17 protein-coding genes and 1 tRNA gene are annotated in these 17226 nt (G+C 69.0%); 5 read left to right on the top strand and 13 right to left on the bottom strand.

Features of this window, described 5'->3' with window-relative positions:
- The first annotated feature begins 78 nt into the window (after positions 1-78).
- Both ACN9M4_RS07220 and ACN9M4_RS07215 read left to right on the top strand, forming a co-directional pair.
- Positions 79-453 (top strand): hypothetical protein, encoded by a 375-nt coding sequence (locus ACN9M4_RS07220; RefSeq protein ID WP_426302861.1) that lies wholly within the window; start codon positions 79-81, stop codon positions 451-453.
- A 613-nt stretch (positions 454-1066) separates the two neighbouring features.
- Positions 1067-1142 (top strand) — tRNA-Lys (locus ACN9M4_RS07215).
- 178 nt (positions 1143-1320) lie between these two features.
- On the opposite strand, the gene ACN9M4_RS07210 is transcribed toward ACN9M4_RS07215, so the two are convergent.
- Complete coding sequence (locus tag ACN9M4_RS07210; protein ID WP_426302860.1) at positions 1321-1623, bottom strand: hypothetical protein; 303 nt, start codon at positions 1621-1623, stop codon at positions 1321-1323.
- Positions 1624-2177: 554 nt separating this feature from the next.
- On the opposite strand from ACN9M4_RS07210, the gene ACN9M4_RS07205 reads away from it, so the two are divergent.
- Positions 2178-3422: a heparan-alpha-glucosaminide N-acetyltransferase domain-containing protein gene (locus ACN9M4_RS07205; protein ID WP_426302859.1), complete on the top strand. Its 1245-nt coding sequence runs from the start codon at positions 2178-2180 to the stop codon at positions 3420-3422.
- 34 nt (positions 3423-3456) lie between these two features.
- Here the strand turns inward: ACN9M4_RS07205 and ACN9M4_RS07200 are convergent, their stop codons facing one another.
- The 9 genes from ACN9M4_RS07200 to ACN9M4_RS07160 form a co-directional block, all read right to left on the bottom strand.
- Positions 3457-3942, bottom strand: coding sequence for a hypothetical protein (locus ACN9M4_RS07200; protein ID WP_426302858.1), 486 nt, complete (start codon positions 3940-3942; stop codon positions 3457-3459).
- Between the two features lie 3 nt (positions 3943-3945).
- The gene (gene dapB / locus ACN9M4_RS07195) at positions 3946-4704 is read right to left on the bottom strand and encodes a 4-hydroxy-tetrahydrodipicolinate reductase (RefSeq protein WP_426302857.1); all 759 of its coding nucleotides are present in this window, start codon (positions 4702-4704) and stop codon (positions 3946-3948) included.
- A 56-nt stretch (positions 4705-4760) separates the two neighbouring features.
- Positions 4761-5216 carry a molybdenum cofactor biosynthesis protein MoaE gene (locus ACN9M4_RS07190; protein ID WP_426302856.1) on the bottom strand — a complete coding sequence of 152 codons (456 nt, stop codon included), beginning with the start codon at positions 5214-5216 and terminating at the stop codon, positions 4761-4763.
- A complete protein-coding gene (locus ACN9M4_RS07185) occupies positions 5206-5709 on the bottom strand; it encodes a MogA/MoaB family molybdenum cofactor biosynthesis protein (RefSeq protein ID WP_426302855.1) in 504 nt (167 codons plus the stop codon). The genes ACN9M4_RS07190 and ACN9M4_RS07185 overlap by 11 nt, the downstream gene beginning before the upstream one ends.
- Positions 5706-6269: a cyclic pyranopterin monophosphate synthase MoaC gene (moaC, locus tag ACN9M4_RS07180; RefSeq protein ID WP_426302854.1), complete on the bottom strand. Its 564-nt coding sequence runs from the start codon at positions 6267-6269 to the stop codon at positions 5706-5708. Before moaC ends, ACN9M4_RS07185 begins: the two co-directional genes overlap by 4 nt.
- Positions 6257-7528: a gephyrin-like molybdotransferase Glp gene (glp, locus tag ACN9M4_RS07175; RefSeq protein WP_426302853.1), complete on the bottom strand. Its 1272-nt coding sequence runs from the start codon at positions 7526-7528 to the stop codon at positions 6257-6259. The genes moaC and glp overlap by 13 nt, the downstream gene beginning before the upstream one ends.
- A 68-nt stretch (positions 7529-7596) precedes the next feature.
- On the bottom strand, positions 7597-9165 hold the full coding sequence (locus ACN9M4_RS07170) for a molybdopterin-dependent oxidoreductase (protein ID WP_426302852.1): 1569 nt from the start codon (positions 9163-9165) through the stop codon (positions 7597-7599).
- Complete coding sequence (locus ACN9M4_RS07165; protein ID WP_426302851.1) at positions 9162-10445, bottom strand: sensor histidine kinase; 1284 nt, start codon at positions 10443-10445, stop codon at positions 9162-9164. The genes ACN9M4_RS07170 and ACN9M4_RS07165 overlap by 4 nt, the downstream gene beginning before the upstream one ends.
- Positions 10432-11142 carry a response regulator transcription factor gene (locus ACN9M4_RS07160; protein ID WP_426303421.1) on the bottom strand — a complete coding sequence of 237 codons (711 nt, stop codon included), beginning with the start codon at positions 11140-11142 and terminating at the stop codon, positions 10432-10434. The genes ACN9M4_RS07165 and ACN9M4_RS07160 overlap by 14 nt, the downstream gene beginning before the upstream one ends.
- Before the next feature lie 252 nt (positions 11143-11394).
- Between ACN9M4_RS07160 and moaA the strand changes: the two genes are divergently transcribed.
- Complete coding sequence (gene moaA / locus ACN9M4_RS07155) at positions 11395-12522, top strand: GTP 3',8-cyclase MoaA (protein ID WP_426302850.1); 1128 nt, start codon at positions 11395-11397, stop codon at positions 12520-12522.
- 6 nt (positions 12523-12528) lie between these two features.
- Entirely contained in the window at positions 12529-12795 is a 267-nt protein-coding gene (locus ACN9M4_RS07150; RefSeq protein WP_426302849.1) for a MoaD/ThiS family protein, read from the top strand.
- Between the two features lie 6 nt (positions 12796-12801).
- Here the strand turns inward: ACN9M4_RS07150 and ACN9M4_RS07145 are convergent, their stop codons facing one another.
- The 3 genes from ACN9M4_RS07145 to ACN9M4_RS07135 all read right to left on the bottom strand — a co-directional run bounded on the left by ACN9M4_RS07145 (position 12802) and on the right by ACN9M4_RS07135 (position 17148).
- A complete protein-coding gene (locus ACN9M4_RS07145) occupies positions 12802-13263 on the bottom strand; it encodes a DUF1579 family protein (RefSeq protein WP_426302848.1) in 462 nt (153 codons plus the stop codon).
- A 151-nt stretch (positions 13264-13414) separates the two neighbouring features.
- Complete coding sequence (locus ACN9M4_RS07140; protein ID WP_426302847.1) at positions 13415-14758, bottom strand: M16 family metallopeptidase; 1344 nt, start codon at positions 14756-14758, stop codon at positions 13415-13417.
- Positions 14759-14904: 146 nt separating this feature from the next.
- Entirely contained in the window at positions 14905-17148 is a 2244-nt protein-coding gene (locus ACN9M4_RS07135; protein WP_426302846.1) for a polyribonucleotide nucleotidyltransferase, read from the bottom strand.
- Between the last annotated feature and the right edge of the window lie 78 nt (positions 17149-17226).

Genomic DNA, 17226 nt, shown 5'->3' with positions numbered 1-17226 from the left:
TGGCGGATTCCGCGCTGACCGCCACATGGCCCCCGGACTAAGTAATCACCAAGGAACCGTATTCACCGAGGAACCGAAATGACTGCCTGGCGTCCCTACGACAGCCACTTGATGCCCGCGTTCTATGAGCGTTTTGAGAAGCGGTGGGGAAAAGGAACGGCGCCGTTCCTGGATCCCGAGACCCACGAACAACCCATGCCGCGCGCCCAATGGATCAATATAGACACCGGGGCTGCGGTGGCCGTTGTCCCCGTGTGGACCCACGACCCGCAGCACCGCTCGTTCGGGGTCTTCTACCTGCCCCCGGCCGGCGACATCTGGGTCCTGCGGCCTGGTTACACCAACTACCTCGAAACCGATCCCAAGAACCTCGAGCAAGCCACGCTGCGCAACGACGCATTCAGAAAAGCCGTAGCGCACGCAAAGGAATTCATCTACGGAACCCAGCCCTAGAATCCGGCCCTGGACAGAGAGCCATTGCAGGCACGCTGTCCGGCCGGCGCGGTGGATGTCAGCTACACCTGCACTGAATGCGACGGCTACTCTGCGCACCAAGTCAGCGCAGGTGCCTTGGATCCCAAGGTGCTGGCTAGGCTCCTGCCCGATCCAGGAGATGAGCAACTCGGCGTTTACACTCACTGCGGCGAACCCATGGCGCTGGGCGGAACGCCCACGCGGAGCATCGCTTCGGAGACGAGCGCAAGCGACTCCAGGAACCCGAGACGGACCTGGCAACTGACGATCCGCGTCCCGCGCAAGAGCTGAGCACCGGCAAGCTTCCCGGCTTGTGGCTTCGCCGTTCCGTCCCCTTGGCCCTGGCTCTCACGGGCCTCGGGCTCGTCGTCGGAGGGATGGCATGGCCGCCGAAGTCCCGGGCATGGGGCTCCTGGGATTCATCCTCCTGGCTGGCGGAGCGTGCGGCTTCCTCGCCCGCTACATCAGTCGATGGACCGGATAGAGACTACGTCCATTCACAGGAAAGACCCACCAGCCAACCCGTGGCACCGCTGAGTCCGGAGACGGGATCACCTGGACCTGGTTGGAGGCCTGTCTCGGTGGGGCGGTGGCATCCGTAGCTCAGTGGTCAGAGCAGGGGACTTTTAATCCTCGGGTCGTGGGTTCGAACCCCACCGGATGCACCATCGCCAAAGCCAGGAACACCGCCTTCCCAGGGCTGCGCCGGCGATATCCAGGCCCGCGTCCTCGGCGAGCCGGGCTTCGAGATAGACGGAACAGCAACCCGGACTGCCCCGCGGGGGGCATTGGACATGCCCCCCCTACCCGCACTGCCCGGCCCCACGGATGAGCGGCCGCCTCACCTCACCAGCCGGGGTCCTCGACGACGTCCGGGTACTCGTCCTCGCTGCCGGTGGCCGGCGCTATGGTCTGGTCAATGAGGTCTGCTTCGGCGGCCTCCGCTTCGGTGGCAGCGATCCGCTCGTAGCCGGCGTTGCCGGGCCGCACGTCCGTGCGCTGCTCAATGGCGTCCGCTTGCGGGACGTCCCCGGGCAACGCGTTCATCGCTGTCGGCTCCCCGGTGCTTTCGGGCAGGACTGGTGTGCGCTGCTCGAGAGCGTCGGCTTCGGGTACTTCGGGGCCGATTTCCTCCGGCTTGATATTCATCGTCAACCTCCTGTGACCGGTACGGGAATGAAGTGGCCAGCGCAGCATCCGGGGTTGCGCCACCGGAGCAGGACGGAAAGGCCAGATGGCCGATGCGACGGCGGCTTCCCGCGTTGTACCGCCGGCGGCGCCGCGACGGTTCCCGGCCGCCGTCCGGTGCCCGCGCCGCTCCGGTACTTTTGTAACAAAATCCGTGCGCTGCTGCTTCCAGACAACGCTTGTGGAATCGGCGGAGGGGCACGCCTGAATCGACCGGAATCCAGCGCGCTCCCTTGGAGCGGCCGCCATCCATCCTGACTCCCATCAACGGCCTGCTCGGGACCGCCGATACAACGGTCATAGCAGCACCCGGTCGCGTTGACAACGGTCCCGCCGTCACGCCCGGAGTCGCCAGCTCAACAGATCCGCTTCCCTCGGCGGAGCCCGCTGGCTCTGCGTTTGGTGGCCTGCCAGATGGCCCCGCTCCTGGCGGAAAGTGAACAGCGCAAGAGCGAACTTCGCACGTCACCGATAGAAGCTGCCGCAAACCGCGGCCCTGTGGGACCATCAAGCCCATGGAGGCACGCGCTGGTCCTGCCCGGCGCCGGGTTCAGGCGGCGCGGCCGGCCACCACCCGGCTGGCCGGCGTGGACGCTGCACGGGGCGCAGCCCTCCTCGGCATGATGGCAACCCATTTGATGGCCATCTTCGGACCTGACCCCGCACAGACCCCCACCTGGGTGGGCCTGGTGTTTTCCGGTCGTTCGGCCGCCCTCTTCGCGGTGCTGGCCGGCGTCGGGCTCGCCCTCAGTACGGGGCGGCAGCAGCCGCTACAGGGGGCCGGACTGCGGGCGGCGCGGCGCGGAGTGGCCCTGCGGGCGGTGCCGATCGCCGTGGTCGGGCTCTTCCTGGGCGGGCTTGAGGTGAACATTGCCGTCATCCTGGTGCACTACGCCGTGTTGTTCCTCTGCGTGCTGCCCTTCCTCGGCTTCGGCGCCAAAGCCCTTGCGGCCTGGGCCGGCGGATGGGTGCTGCTTTCGCCGGTCCTCGCTTTCGCGTTGAGGCCTTGGTTCCTGTCCGCCGAGCCGCCGCTGCGACTGGGCCACAATCCGGCCATGGAGGATCTGGGAACGCCGGGCACGCTCCTTGCGGACATCCTGCTCACCGGCTATTACCCCGTGCTCCAATGGCTCTCCTACCTGCTGATCGGCCTGTTGCTCGGGCGGCTGGAGCTGGCGCGGACGGCGGTCCGGGTCATGGTGCTGTGCATCGGCGCCGCCGTGGCCGCCAGCGCGAAGCTGCTGGGCAACACTGCGATCCTGGATTGGGGCGGGCTGCAGGCCCTGGAGGACAGTGTGGGCAACCCCGCGTTCCCCTTGGAGAGCCGGCTCCAGGTCAGCCTGACGGGTGTCGAGCAGAGCGGAAGCTGGTGGTGGCTCGCCACTGCGGCACCCCATTCGGGAACCACGCTGGACCTGCTGCATACCGCGGGCGTTGCGGCCGCCGTCGTCGCCTTCTTCCTGCTGCTGGGCGGGCTCCGCCGGCCGGGCGCCCCGGAAACCGCACGCTGGTTGCTGCCGCTCAGCGGACCCGGCGCGATGACGCTGACCCTATACGCGCTGCACGTGTGGGCGGTGTCCTGGTTCCACGGAGAGGAGCTACCGGCCGGGCTGGCGCCGGAGGCCATATACCTGCTGCACGCGTTGGTGGCCGTGGCGATCGGCGTGCTGTTTGCCCTGTGGCGGCGGCGCGGACCGCTGGAGTGGCTGGCGCACCGGGCCGCCGTGCTGGGCCGCTACCGGCCGGGTGCCAGCGGCTGAAGCCCCGGTGTCCGTGAAGCCGGATGCCGGTGAATCAGGCGCCCGCGGCGGGCCGGCCGCGGAACAGCCGGACGGCGTCGCGCATCGAGGCCCGGGCACGCTTGCGGTCCCCGGCGGCGTCGTAGGCGCAGGCGAGGCGGAACCAGGAGCGCCAGTCCTCCGGCGCGGCTTCGGTTTCCACCCGGTACTTTTCGAATTCGGCGTCAGCGGCGGCACGCACGATGCGGCCGGCAAGCGTCCGGGGCAGCCGGTCCTCCGGCAGGCCGCCTTCGGCCTCCAGGATCCTGGCCATCTGCTCCGTGCGCGCCCCGAACATGAGCTCGCGGATCAGCGCCCAGGCACCGACCATCGGCAGCACCAGGTAGGCCGCGCCGATCGCCTTGGCCACGAGGTTGGCATCGCCGAGCAGCAGCAGGGAACGCTGGAAGGAAACCACCAGGTACAGCACCAGCAGCAGGGTGATGGCGCCGACCCAGATCTTGGTGCGGTTCTTCTTGACCGCGGCCCACAGGGTATCCATGGCTCAGAGGCCCAGGTCCAGGTAGCCGTCCAGGCCCACCGTGAGGCCCGGGTGCCCGGCGACGTTGCGCAGGCCGAGCAGCACGCCGGGCATGAACGAGGCCCGGTCGTAGGAGTCGTGACGGATGGTCAGCTGCTCCCCCGGGCCGCCGAACAGGACTTCCTGGTGGGCCACGAGGCCGCGGAGCCGGACGCTGTGGACGCGCACACCGTCGACGTCGCAGCCGCGGGCACCGTCGAGGGAGGTTTCGGTGGCGTCGGGGCTGGCCGGGACGCCTGCTTCCTCGCGGGCTTCGGCGATCAGCTGGGCGGTGCGCACGGCAGTGCCGGACGGCGCGTCCACCTTGTTGGGGTGGTGGAGTTCGATGATTTCAACGGACTCGAAATACTTGGCGGCCTTGGCGGCGAAAGCGGAGGCCAGGACCGAACCGAGGGCGAAGTTCGGGGCGATCAGGACGCCGGACTCCGGATTGCCGGCCAGCAGGGCGCGCAGGGCGGCCAGGCGGCCGGCGTCCCAGCCGGTGGTGCCGACGACGGCGTGCATGCCGTGTTCGACGGCGAAACGCACGTTCGCTTCGGTGCTGGCCGGAACGGTGAGGTCCACGATGTACTTGGCGCCGGCGTCGAGCAGGGCGTCGAGGGAATCGTTGCGGCCCAGCGCGGCCACGAGCTTCATGTCCGGGGCTGCTTCCACGGCCTTCACGGCTTCGGTTCCCATGCGCCCGGAGGCGCCCAGCACAGCGACGGCAAGTTGTTCGGTCATGGCATTAACCCTACCGTCGGGCGGGGCTCCGCCTTGAACCGGTTACGGGGTGCCGGCTACTCCCCGGCCCCGACCCATTCCACGGTGCCGTCGCTGAAGAACTGTTCCTTCCAGATGGGGACCTGTTCCTTGATCCGGTCCACCAGTTCCGAGCAGATCGCGAAGGCCTGGCCGCGGTGCGCGGCGGACACCGCACACACCAGTGCCGGATCGCCGATCTCCAGTTTGCCGATGCGGTGCGCAGCCCAGATCCGCACGGGCTGTTCCGCCTCCCCCGAATGCTCGGCAACCAGGGTGGCGACGACGTCGGCCAGCACCTGGTGCGCCGTTGGGTGCGCGCTGTAGCTGAGCCGGTCCACGGGCTTGCCGCCGTCGTGATTGCGGACGACGCCGCTGAAGCTCACCACGGCCCCCGCGGTGTCCGATTCGACGGCTGCGATGGCCTGGTCCACGGAGATCGGCTCGGCGCTGAGCACGGCGTGGACCACTTCGAAGCTGCTTTCAGTGACCATGGCTTCCTTCCAGTTGGTCGCATACGTGGGCGAGGACGGGGTCCAGGACAGCGAGACCGTCCATGACACCTTTGGGGGAACCCGGCAGGTTCACGATGAAGGTGCGGCCCGCGGTTCCGGCGTGGCCGCGGCTCAGCATGGCCAGCGGTGTCTTCGCGGCACCGGCCCGGCGCATGCCTTCCATGATGCCCGGAATTTCCCGGTCCAGCAGGGGCAGGGTGACGTCGGGGGTCCGGTCGTCGGGGCTGAGCCCGGTGCCGCCGCTGGTGATGATGACGGCGGGCTCCTGGCTGAGCAGGGCGCGGATCGCGGCGCCTACCGCTTCGCCGTCGGGCACGACCATGGCAGGGAAGGTCTCGAATCCGTGTTCGACCAGCCAGTCTTCGATCACGGGGCCGGTCTCGTCCCGGTAGATGCCCGCGGCGGCGCGGGTCGAGGCAATGACGACGCCGGCCTTGCGAGGGCCGTGCCCGCCCGGTTCGCAGCCGCTCACGGCGTGGTCTCCGCGCCGGGTGTCCCGCCGTCAAGGCTCCAGTCGCCGCTCTTGCCGCCGCTCTTCGCGAGCACCTGGATGCCGCTGATGACGGCGTGCTTGTCCACGGCCTTGATCATGTCGTAGACGCTTAGGGCCGCCACTGACGCCGCGGTGAGGGCTTCCATTTCGACGCCAGTGACGCCGCGGGTTTTGACGGTCGCCCGGATCTGCACCGAGTCGCTTCCGAGGTTGAAGTCCACGGTGACCTTGGAGATCGGCAGCGGATGGCACAGCGGGATGAGTTCGGGGGTCTTCTTCGCGGCCATGATCCCGGCGACCCGGGCCACGGCAAGGGCATCGCCCTTGGGCAGTTCCCCGGCGCCGAGCAGGGCCAGGACCTCGGGGGTGCTGCGGACGGTGGCGGTTGCGGTGGCTTCGCGGGTGGTCACGGCCTTGCCGGAGACGTCCACCATCTGGGCCGAACCATCGGGGCGCAAATGTGTCAGGCCGTCCTGGCGCAGGTGGGTCAGGCCGCCGGCGGTATCCGGGGTGTATTGGGAATCACTCACAACATCCATACTTCCACTTCGGCGCCTGCTTCGAGTTCCGTGACATCGGCCGGCACGTGCACCAGTGCGTTGGCGTTGGCCAGGGCATGGACCAGGTGCGAACCGGGGCCGCCCTCCAGGCGGACTCGGCCGTCCGGCAGCAGGCTGGCCCGGCGCAGCTGGTGCTTGCCCGCGGGCGAGCTGAGGCGTTCCGTCAGTCTCGCGCGGGGTGCGGCCCGGGGCGCGGGCGTGCCGAGCACGGCGGAGAGGGCCGGGCGCAGGAACATCTCGAAGGACACCAGGCAGCTCACCGGGTTGCCCGGGAAGGCAAGGAACGGCACGCCGTCGAAGGTTCCGATGCCCTGCGGGCCGCCCGGCTGCATCGCCACGGACAGGAACTCCACCGGCTGCTCCGCCATGGCCTGCCGTACCACCTCGTAGGCGCCCTTGCTGACGCCGCCGGTGGTCACGATGAGGTCCGTGCCGGCGTCCCGGCCGCGCAGCAGTCCGAGCAACACGGCGGGGTCGTCGGAGGAAATGGCGCTCCGCGTGACAATCAGGCCGGCCTGGCGCATTGCCGCTTCGAGCAGGGTTCCGTTGGCGTCGTGGATCTTGCCCGGCGGCAGCGGCCGGCCGGGTTCCACCACTTCGTCTCCGGTGGTCACCAGGAACACGTGCAGCGGCCTGCGGACCTCCACCTCGGTGAGACCGAGCGCGGCGAGCAGGCCCAGTTGCCCCGGGCCGAGGCTGCTTCCGGCGGCAAGCGCCAGCGTCCCGGCGGCGATATCGCTGCCGGCTGCACGGACGAAGCTGCGGGCCGCCGTCGCGGGAAGATCGACGACGGCGTCCGCGCCCGGTTCGGGGAAGCGGTCCGGCACCGCACGCTCGATCGGCACGACGGCGTCCGCTCCGGCGGGCATCATCGCGCCGGTCATGATCGGGGCGGCGCTGCCCGGGAGCAGTTCCTGCGGTGCCACACCGGCCGGGATGGGGGCAACGACTTTCAGCCGCACGCCGCCGGCTCCGGGGCCGCCGCCGACTCCGGGGCCGCCGTCGGAACTGCCGCCGCCGGAACTGCCGCCGTCGTGCGGAAAATCGAGGGAACGGACCGCATAGCCGTCCATTTGGGAGTTCGCGAACGGCGGCAGGTGACCGGGCGCCAGGACGTCGACGGCGAGCGCCCGCCCGAGTGCCTCCATCAGCGGAAGGTGCTCGCTGCCCTTCGCTGCGGGCAGCCCGGCGAGGAGGCCGCGGACGGCATCGGCGTGCTCGGCGACGGATCGGGCCAAAGGGTTACCTCCGGGGTTGGGCGGGTCGTGCTGCCAGCCTACGGGATCACGGCATGCTGCCCGCAGTGTCAGCCGGCTGTGACCGTCACGGTGTGGTAGCCGGTGGCGCCGTCCGGGGCAACCGGGGTTTTCTGCTCGGGCTGCGCTGTGCCGCTTGAATCGGTGGCCCGGACCTGGATTTCGTGCTGTCCGGGGCCCAGTTCGAGGCCGTGCCGCCACTGCACCCAAGTGTCCTTGGAGATTCCCGGTGCCAGGTCCGCTTCCTGCCACGGGCCGCGGTCCACGCGCAGCTCCACCCGGCTGACTCCGCGGTGCTGCGCCCAGGCGACGCCGCCGAACTGCACTGTTCCGGCCTTGACGGTGGTGCCCTGCCGCGGGACGTCGATGCGGGACTGGGTCTTGATGGGCCCCAAGGCGCTCCAGCCGCGCGGCGTCCAATATCCTTGGTCCTCGGCGAAACGGGTGACCTTCAGTTCGGTGAGCCACTTGGTGGCTGAGACGTAGCCGTAGAGGCCCGGCACGATCATCCGCACAGGGAAGCCATGTTCGAGCGGCAACGGTTCCCCGTTCATGCCGACGGCGAGCAGGGCGTCCCGCACGTCGGTGAGGGCTTCGAGGGGCGTCCCGGCGGTCCAGCCGTCACTGCTGACGGACAGCACCATGTCCGCACCGTCCTTGGGGCCGGCCAGGGCCAGGAGTTCCCGGACCGGCCAGCCGAGCCACAAGGCGTTGCCGATCAGGTCCCCGCCCACCTCGTTGGAGACGCAGGCGATGGTGATGTGGCGGGCGGTCATCGGTTTGGCCAGGAGCTCGGCGAAGGACAACTCGATTTCCCGGTCAACCATTCCGCGAACCTTGAGCGTCCAGTCCTCCGGGCTCAGCGTCGGGACGATCAGGGCGGTGTCGATCCGGTAGAAGTCAGGATTCGGGGTCACGAGGGGCGAGATCCCCGGGACGTCGAGCGCGGCACCGTCCGGGATCGCCTGGGCCGGCGTCGTGGGTGCCGGGAGTGACAGGGCGCTGCGGGCGGATGCGGCGAGGCTTCCTGCGCGGCGGATGACCGCCGTCACGATTCCGGCGAGGGCTGCACCGGCGGCCCCGAGCCCCAGGAACTGCAGGAAACTGCGGCGGGCCAGCGGCGCGGTTTCCTTGACCCTGCCGCCGGCGGGATTCCAGGCCGCCAACCGCCGGGCGAGAAGCCGCAGCAGCGCCATCGCCAGCGCCGCCGCGGCCACCGGGGCGAGCGCAGCCAGCTGGACCGACTGTGCACGGGTCATCACCGCGGCCAGTCCCGCAGCGCCCGCGACACCGGCGAGGACCACGCCGGCCCCGGGCCTGCGGTCCTCCAGGATTCCGGCGACGGCGGCGAGCGCCAGGGTGACCAGGCCGATGGAGGCGATCAGCACCGCCTTGTCCGCGGTGCCGAACCAGCTCACGGCGAGGTCCTTGACCCCCGGCGGGACGGCGTCGATCACCGCACCGCCCAAGGCGGTGACCGGCGATAGCCCGGGGCTCAGCAGGGCAGCGAGCAGCTCGCCGAGGGCGACGCCGGCGCCTACGGCAACCGTTCCGGCCGCGGCGGCCCATCGGGTCCGGGCGGCGGTGGTGCCCTTCGATAGGCGGGCTAGCTGGCTCATGGCGTGCCTTTCCCTGGTGGTGCCGATGCGGGGGCTGTGCCCGGTGCCGCGGGCAGGCGCAGTTCGAAGCGGCAGCCGTCCCCCCGGTTGGCCAACGATGCACTGCCGCCGTGGGCTTTGACGATCCCCGCAACCATGCTCAGGCCGACCCCCGCGCCGCTGAAACGGGAGCCGCCAAGCGCGGTGCCGTCGTCGTTCCTGCCGCGTGCGGGGTCTTTCTGCCAGCCGGTCTCGAAGACGTGTGCCAGGTCGTCCTCCGCGATCCCGCCGCAGCTGTCCTCGACGGTGACCACGAGTTCGGGCCCTGCGGCCCCTGCCCCGCCGGCGTCTGGGGCACCGCCGGCGTTCGCGGCACTGTCCGCGTTCGCGGCAGCGACTATCCCGGCACCTACGCGGACCGTGCTGCCCGGCCGGCTGAAGATGACCGCGTTGTGCAGGATGTTCCGCACAGCCCGGCCCAGGCTGGGCCCGTCGGCGACGGCCATGCACTGGGCCACCCCGCCGCCGTCGAGCGTGATTCCGCGCCGGGCGGCCAGCGGCGCGAGGTCGGCGATGGCGTCGCTGAGGAGGTCGTACACATCGAGTTCCTCGGCCCGTAGCCGGAGGGATCCGGCCTGGATCCGGGAGAGTTCCAGGAGGTCGTTGACCATGGCGGCCATCTGTTCGCTTTGGCTGATGATCTTGCGGTGGTAGGCGGAGGGGTCCTGGGCCATGCCGTCTTCAAGGGCTTCGGCCATGGCGCGCATGCTGGCCAGGGGCGTGCGGAGATCGTGGGAGATCCAGGAGACGAGTTCCCGGCGGGCGTTCTCGACGGCGGCCTCCCGCCGCCGGGATTCCTCCAGCCGGACCCCGCTCTGTTCGAGTTCCCGGGCGAGCCGCGCCAGTTCCGAATTCATCGCCGGCAGGCCGCGGATCGGCTGCCGCCCGCCGTCCGTTCCGTCCGTCCCGCCCCCGCCGAGTTGCCGGGCGGCGGTGACGAGGCGTGCGGCGTTGCGCGACACCCCGGCACCCAGGACCAAGGCGATGCCCAGCGCGACGGCGGAGGCCAGCGCGAGGATGTACCACATGACTTCCAGGTCGCGGGCGGAGATGAACATGGCGTTGAAGGCACTCACCATTCCCGCGACCAGGACGGCAACGGTGGCCAGGACCACGAGGCAGACCTGCACCAGGATGGAGGCGCGCCGAAGGTAGCGGAGCAGCACGATCGTCGCGGCGCCGATCGCAACAGCCCAGAGCAGCACCCAGGCCACGATGGTCAGCAGCTCAGCGCCCTCCATGGCTGTCTTCCTCCGGCAGGGTCCCGGTCTCCGGCAAATCAAGGCGGTAACCAACGCCCCACACGGTTTTCAGCAGCTGCGGCGCGGTGGGGTCGGCTTCGATCTTTTCCCGCAGGCGCCGGACGTGGACGGTAACAGTGGAGAGGTCGCCGAAGTCCCAGCCCCACACGGTCTTGATCAGCTCCTCGCGGCTGAACACCTGGTTCGGCCGGCGGAGCAGGAAGGCCAGGAGATCGAATTCGCGCAGGGTCAGGGCGAGCGGCTCGCCGTGGTGCAGCACGGTCCGGGCGGCCGGGTCCAGGAGGAAACCAGCGGTCTCCACCGGCGGTTCGGGCGCGAACTCCTTGATGCTGCGGCGCAGCACGGATTTCACCCGGAGCACGAGTTCGCGGGGCGAGAAGGGTTTGGTGACATAGTCGTCGGCGCCGGTTTCCAGGCCGAGGATCCGGTCGTCCTCCGTTCCCAGTGCGGTGACCATGATGACCGGCACGCTCATGGTCCGGCGCAGCCTGCGGCAGACTTCCACGCCGTCCAGCCCGGGCAGCATGCGGTCCAGCAGGACAAGGTCCGGCTGCCAGGAGGCCGCGAGGTCCAGTGCGCTGAAGCCGTCCGCGGCGATCCGCACCTGGAAGCCGGCCTGCACCAGGTAGTCCCGGACGACGCCGGCCAGCGTGGCCTCGTCCTCGACGACGAGGATGCGGCGGTTGCCTGAATCGGTGGGCCGATGCTCGACGGCGCCTCGATCGGCGGCGCCCGGAGGGGAAGCCTTGTTCACCCTCCCAGCATAGGTTTGTGCCCCGTCCGCGTAACGGTTCCTCGGGTCCGGAGGGCGATCCGTTGGGATTCCGTAAGAACTGGGCGTGAGAACCGGGCATTCTTTGACGACAAGGAGTGAAATGCGACGGTTCCCGGTAGGGAGCTTCCGCTCCGGGTGGCGTAGCCTGAAAACATGAGTGTTGGACTGGGAATGCCGCTGGTGCGCGCGGACGGGGACGCCGGCAATGGCGCCGTACCCCCGCCGCGCCCTGAAGGTGCCCCGGCGGGCCTGTTCGACGTCCACGGCCGCCGGGCCACCGACATGCGTCTGTCTCTGACAGACAAATGCAACCTGCGCTGCACCTACTGCATGCCCGCCGAGGGCCTGGAATGGCTGTCCAAGCAGGCTGTGATGACGGCGGAGGAAATCGTCCGGATCGTGGGCGTGGGTGTGCGTCAGCTGGGTGTGCGCGAACTCCGGCTCACCGGCGGGGAGCCGCTGGTCCGGGCCGACCTCGTGGACATCATCGCCGCCCTGCGCGCCGAACACCCCGAGCTGCCCATCTCGATGACAACCAACGGTGTCGGCCTGGACAAGAAGGCCGCCGCGCTCAAGGCCGCCGGCCTGAGCCGGATCAACGTATCCCTCGATTCGCTGCACGAGGAAACCTTCGCCCAGCTGACCCGCCGGCCCTTCCTGGACAAGGTGCTGGCCGGCGTCGAGGCCGCCTGGGACGCCGGGCTTGGACCGGTCAAGCTCAACGCCGTGCTGATGCGCGGAATCAATGACGCGGAAGCCCCCGGCCTCCTGGCCTGGGCCCTGGACCGCGGCTATGAGTTGCGTTTCATCGAACAGATGCCGCTGGACGCCGACCACGGCTGGACGCGGAGGAACATGATCACCGCAGCCGAAATCCGCGAACTCCTCTCCCGCGACTTCGTGCTCGGCCCCGATCCCCGCGAACGCGACGGTGCGCCGGCCGAACGTTTTGAAGTACGACGCCGGGAGCCCGGTTCCGCCGAAGCCGCCGGTCCCGTGCTGGGCACCGTGGGGATCATCGCCTCGGTGACTGAGCCGTTCTGTGCCGACTGCAAGCGAACCAGGATCACCGCGGAAGGCAAGATCATGAGCTGCCTGTTCTCGCGCGAGGAATTCGACCTCCTCGGACTGCTCCGCCAGGGCGCCGGGGACGAGGAACTGGCCGCCCGCTGGCAGGACGCCATGTGGGTCAAGCCCAAGGCACACGGCATGGACCACACCGGACTCGGCGCAGCGGACTTCGTCCAGCCCGACCGCAGCATGAGCGCAATCGGAGGCTGAACAACCTTGCTCGTACGCTACTTCGCTGCCGCACGTTCCGCGGCAGGCGTCGAAGAAGAACACCACCACCTGCCCGCAGGCAGCAGCCTGGAGGAATTGCTTACGGCGCTGCTCGCCGTCGAACGCGCAACTCCCCCGACCGGCACCCCACCGCTGGCACGCATCATCGCCCGGAGCAGCTTCCTGCGCAACGAAGTCGCCGTACGCGACCGCACGGTGGCGCTTGGCGAGGACGACGTCGTCGACGTCCTGCCGCCCTTCGCCGGCGGATAGGCTGCCTCAGGCTTTCCGGAAGCGGGCGCTGAGGAAAACCGTGAACTCCGGTGCCTTGCCCATGCGGAGGCTGCCGCTGTGGACCAGTTCCCCGCCGTCGATCCTGAAGCTGTGGCGTGAGGTGCCCCGCTGGCTGTGCCGTTCGAGGGTGAGGGTGCCGCCTTGCCAATGGCCGCGGGCGGGGGCTTCCGGCGGTTTGCCGATGCTGTCCACGTAGTACCAGAGGGTGTCGCCATGGTCCGGGTCCACGGTGAACACCCCGTGGCCTTCGAAATGGGAACCGTCGGCTTCCAGGTGCCTGTAGCTTTGCACCACCGCATGCCCACCCGCGGTCTTCGTGAAGACGACCTCCGCCTCGACCGTGCGGGCAGGACCCGACGGCGACGCGGCCAGTTCGGCACTCCCCCGCCACCGGCCGAGGAACGCTTCCAGGGATTCAGCTGCGGACGGGTGCCGCTGATCGCGCATGATGCCTCCGGCCCCATCTTCTGCCCGCCCGCCGGACATGTCCACCGTTCCGGCACGGACATGTCCATCCGGAAATGCGAAGAGTGGACATTTTCGGAATATGTCCACTCTTCAACGCCGGCAGCGGACATGTCCGCTGGGGATCCTGGGCTCAGAGGCCGAAGGTCTCCGTCTCCTCGAAGGGCCCCACCACGGTGACGGTGCGCGGCGAGGCGGCCAGTTCACGGGCCAGTTCCTGGACCTCGACGGCGGTGACGGCCTTGATCCGGCGCAGCGTCTCGTCGATGTCCTGGAACTCGCCGGACACCAGTTCGGCACGGCCCAGGCGTGACATCCGCGAGCCGGTGTCTTCCAAGGCGAGGACGATCCCGCCGCTCAGCTGGCCCACGGCCTTGCTCAGCTCCTCCTCGGTGATGCCGTCGGCGGCAAGCTTGTCCAGCTCGGCACCAAGCAGTTCCAGGACCTGCTTGACCTTCGACGGCGTGCAACCGGCGTACATGCCGAAGTAGCCGGCGTCGGCGTAGGAGGAGGCAAAGGAGTAGGTGGAGTAGACGAGGCCGCGCTTCTCCCGGATTTCCTGGAACAGCCGCGAGGACATGCCGCCGCCCAGCACGGCGTTCAGCACGCTCATCACGAAGCGGCGCTCGTCCGTGGCCACCAGCGAGGGGCAGCCCATGATGATGTTGGCCTGCTCCACCGGGCGCTTGACCACCTGCAGCCCGGCGGTTCCGGTGATCGACGCCCGCTCGGTGGACCGCCTCTCCACCGGTGCGGCACCCTCGCGCAGCTCCCACCCGGCATCCCGCAGCGCCTCGGTCACGAGGCGGCAGACGACGTCGTGGTCCAGGCCGCCGGCCGCGGTGATGACGAGTTCGTCAGGCCGGTAGTAGCGCCGGTAGTGTTCCCAGACCGAGTCCCGGGAGACGCCTTTGATGGCGGCGGGCGTTCCGCCGATCGGCCGGCCCAGTGGGTGCACGCCGAGCACGGCGGCAACGAACTTCTCGTGGGCCACATCGGTGGGGTCGTCGCTGTCCATGGCGATTTCCTCGAGGATGACGTCGCGTTCCTGCTCCAGCTCGGCCGGGTCCAGGACGGCGCCGGTGATCATGTCCGCGATGACGTCGATCGCCATCGGGAGGTCCGAGTCGAGGACGCGGGCGAAGTAGCAGGTGCTTTCCTTGGCGGTGGCCGCGTTGGATTCGCCGCCCACTTCGTCAAAGGCGGAAGCGATCTCAAGGGCGGTGCGCCGCTTGGTGCCCTTGAACAGCAGGTGTTCCAGGAAGTGGGTGGAGCCGTGTTGCCCTTCGGCCTCGTCGCGGGAGCCGACCCCCACCCAGAAGCCGATGGTGGCCGAACGCTGCCCGGGCATGGCCTCGGTCAGTACCCGCACCCCGCCGGGGAGCACCGAGCGCCGGACGACGGAGCCGCCCTCGGCACCGTGGATCAGTTCGCCTCCGGGCAGGGTTTGCTCAAGCGGGAGAGGTACGACAGTCATCAAAGCCTTTCGGTTTGCGGCGGGCCGCGATCTGGCTGCCATGGTAGCAGCGGCCGCTTCCGCGTGGGTCCGGGGTTTTGCTTCCGGGTTAAAAGCGGCGCGGGGCCGGTGGAGGTACCACCGGCCCCGCGACCTGTGCTGGGATGCTACTCCGCGGATTCCTCGGCAGGAGCTTCCTCGGCAGCTGCGCCTTCTTCCTCGGCCACAACCGGGGAGAGGGAAAGCTTGCCGCGGTCATCGATCTTGGTGATTTCCACCTGGACCTTCTGGCCGACGGAGACGACGTCTTCGACGTTGTCCACGCGCTTGCCGTTGGCCAGCTTGCGCAGCTCGGAGATGTGCAGCAGGCCGTCCTTGCCCGGGGTCAGGGAAACGAAAGCACCGAAGGTGGTGGTCTTGACGACCGTGCCCAGGTAGCGCTCACCGATTTCCGGAACCTGCGGGTTGGCGATGGCGTTGATCGCGGAACGTGCTGCTTCGGCAGACGGACCGTTGGTGGCGCCGATGTAGACGGTGCCGTCGTCCTCGATGGAGATGTCGGCGCCGGTGTCTTCCTGGATCTGGTTGATCATCTTGCCCTTGGGGCCGATGACCTCGCCGATCTTGTCCACCGGGATCTTGACGGCGATGACGCGAGGCGCGAACTCGGAGAGCTCGTCCGGGGTGTCGATCGCAGCGTTCAGGACGTCCAGGATGTGCAGGCGGGCCTCACGTGCCTGCTTCAGGGCGGCGGCCAGGACCGAGGCCGGGATGCCGTCGAGCTTGGTGTCCAGCTGGATGGCCGTGACGAACTCGGAGGTACCGGCGACCTTGAAGTCCATGTCACCGAAGGCATCTTCGGCACCCAGGATGTCGGTCAGGGCGGCGTAGCGGGTCTGGCCGTCAACCTCGTCGGAAACGAGGCCCATGGCGATGCCGGCAACCGGAGCCTTCAGCGGCACACCGGCGTTGAGCAGCGACAGGGTGGAGGCGCAGACGGAACCCATCGACGTCGAACCGTTGGAACCGAGTGCCTCGGATACCTGGCGGATGGCGTAGGGGAATTCCTCGCGGCTGGGCAGCACGGGAACCAGGGCGCGCTCGGCGAGTGCACCGTGGCCGATTTCGCGGCGCTTCGGGGAACCGACGCGGCCGGTCTCGCCGGTGGAGTACGGCGGGAAGTTGTAGTTGTGCATGTAGCGCTTGGTCTTCTCCGGCGACAGGGAGTCGATCTGCTGCTCCATCTTGAGCATGTTCAGCGTGGTGACGCCCATGATCTGGGTTTCGCCGCGCTCGAAGATGGCGGAGCCGTGCACGCGGGGCAGGACCTCGACCTCGGCAGTGAGCTGGCGGATGTCCGTCAGGCCACGGCCGTCGATGCGGATCTGGTCCTTGAGGATGCGCTGGCGCACAACCTGCTTGGTGACCGAACGGAACGCTGCGGAGAGTTCCTTCTCGCGGCCTTCGAACTCGCCGGCGAGGGCCGAGAGGACCTCATCCTTGAGCTCGTCGGAAGCGTTGTCGCGCTCCTGCTTGTCGGCGATCTGGAAGACAGCGGCGAGCTTGTCCTCGGCGGCGGCGCTGACGGCGGCGTAGACGTCGTCCTGGTAGTCCAGGAAGATCGGGAACTCGACCGTGGGCTTGGCGGCGCGGGCAGCCAGGTCCGCCTGTGCCTCGCACAGGGCCTTGATGAACGGCTTGGCGGCCTCGAGGCCTTCAGAGACAACCTCTTCGGTGGGGGCGGTGGCGCCCTGTTCCTTGATGAGGTTCCAGGAGTTGTCCGTGGCCTCGGCTTCGACCATCATGATCGCAACGTCGTCACCCGCGATGCGGCCGGCAACCACCATGTCGAACACGGCGTTCTCGAGCTGGGAGTGCTTCGGGAAGGCAACCCACTGGGTGCCCTGCTCGTCGGCGATGAGGGCGACGCGGACGCCGCCGATCGGGCCGGAGAACGGCAGGCCGGAAAGCTGGGTGGAGATCGAGGAGGCGTTGATGGCCACGACGTCGTAGAGCTCGTCCGGGTTGATCGCCAGGACGGTCACGACGATCTGTACCTCGTTGCGCAGGCCCTTGACGAAGGCCGGGCGCAGCGGGCGGTCCATCAGGCGGCAGGCCAGGATGGCCTCGGTGGACGGGCGGCCTTCACGGCGGAAGAACGAGCCCGGGATGCGGCCCGCAGCGTACATGCGCTCTTCGACGTCAACCGTCAGCGGGAAGAAGTCGAAGCCTTCGCGCGGGGACTTGCCGGCGGTGGTGGCGGACAGCAAGGCGGTGTCGTCGTCGATGTAGACCATCGCGGCGCCGGCAGCCTGCTTGGCAAGGCGGCCGGTTTCGAAGCGGATGACCCGCTTGCCGAAACGGCCGTTGTCGATGATGGCTTCGGAGAACTGGATTTCGGGACCCTCCATTGAGAGTCACCTCCGTTTCTTGATAGCGGAAGTCCGCCGCATCAACCCAGGCCGGGTCTGTTCCGAGCCTGTACGACA

The organism is Arthrobacter sp. R-11 (genome assembly GCF_049913155.1).
In the GTDB taxonomy this organism is placed as follows: Bacteria; Actinomycetota; Actinomycetes; order Actinomycetales; family Micrococcaceae; genus Arthrobacter.
Note: the sequence above shows the minus strand (reverse complement) of the source record. Positions and strands in the feature narration are given on the sequence as shown.

Coding starts and splice junctions, on each gene's coding strand:
- ACN9M4_RS07220 (WP_426302861.1), top strand. CDS start 79: ATGACTGCCTGGCGTCCCTACGACAGCCACTTGATGCCCGCGTTCTAT.
- ACN9M4_RS07210 (WP_426302860.1), bottom strand. CDS start 1,623: ATGAATATCAAGCCGGAGGAAATCGGCCCCGAAGTACCCGAAGCCGAC.
- ACN9M4_RS07205 (WP_426302859.1), top strand. CDS start 2,178: ATGGAGGCACGCGCTGGTCCTGCCCGGCGCCGGGTTCAGGCGGCGCGG.
- ACN9M4_RS07200 (WP_426302858.1), bottom strand. CDS start 3,942: ATGGATACCCTGTGGGCCGCGGTCAAGAAGAACCGCACCAAGATCTGG.
- dapB (WP_426302857.1), bottom strand. CDS start 4,704: ATGACCGAACAACTTGCCGTCGCTGTGCTGGGCGCCTCCGGGCGCATG.
- ACN9M4_RS07190 (WP_426302856.1), bottom strand. CDS start 5,216: ATGGTCACTGAAAGCAGCTTCGAAGTGGTCCACGCCGTGCTCAGCGCC.
- moaC (WP_426302854.1), bottom strand. CDS start 6,269: ATGGATGTTGTGAGTGATTCCCAATACACCCCGGATACCGCCGGCGGC.
- ACN9M4_RS07170 (WP_426302852.1), bottom strand. CDS start 9,165: ATGAGCCAGCTAGCCCGCCTATCGAAGGGCACCACCGCCGCCCGGACC.
- ACN9M4_RS07165 (WP_426302851.1), bottom strand. CDS start 10,445: ATGGAGGGCGCTGAGCTGCTGACCATCGTGGCCTGGGTGCTGCTCTGG.
- moaA (WP_426302850.1), top strand. CDS start 11,395: ATGAGTGTTGGACTGGGAATGCCGCTGGTGCGCGCGGACGGGGACGCC.
- ACN9M4_RS07145 (WP_426302848.1), bottom strand. CDS start 13,263: ATGCGCGATCAGCGGCACCCGTCCGCAGCTGAATCCCTGGAAGCGTTC.
- ACN9M4_RS07140 (WP_426302847.1), bottom strand. CDS start 14,758: ATGACTGTCGTACCTCTCCCGCTTGAGCAAACCCTGCCCGGAGGCGAA.
- ACN9M4_RS07135 (WP_426302846.1), bottom strand. CDS start 17,148: ATGGAGGGTCCCGAAATCCAGTTCTCCGAAGCCATCATCGACAACGGC.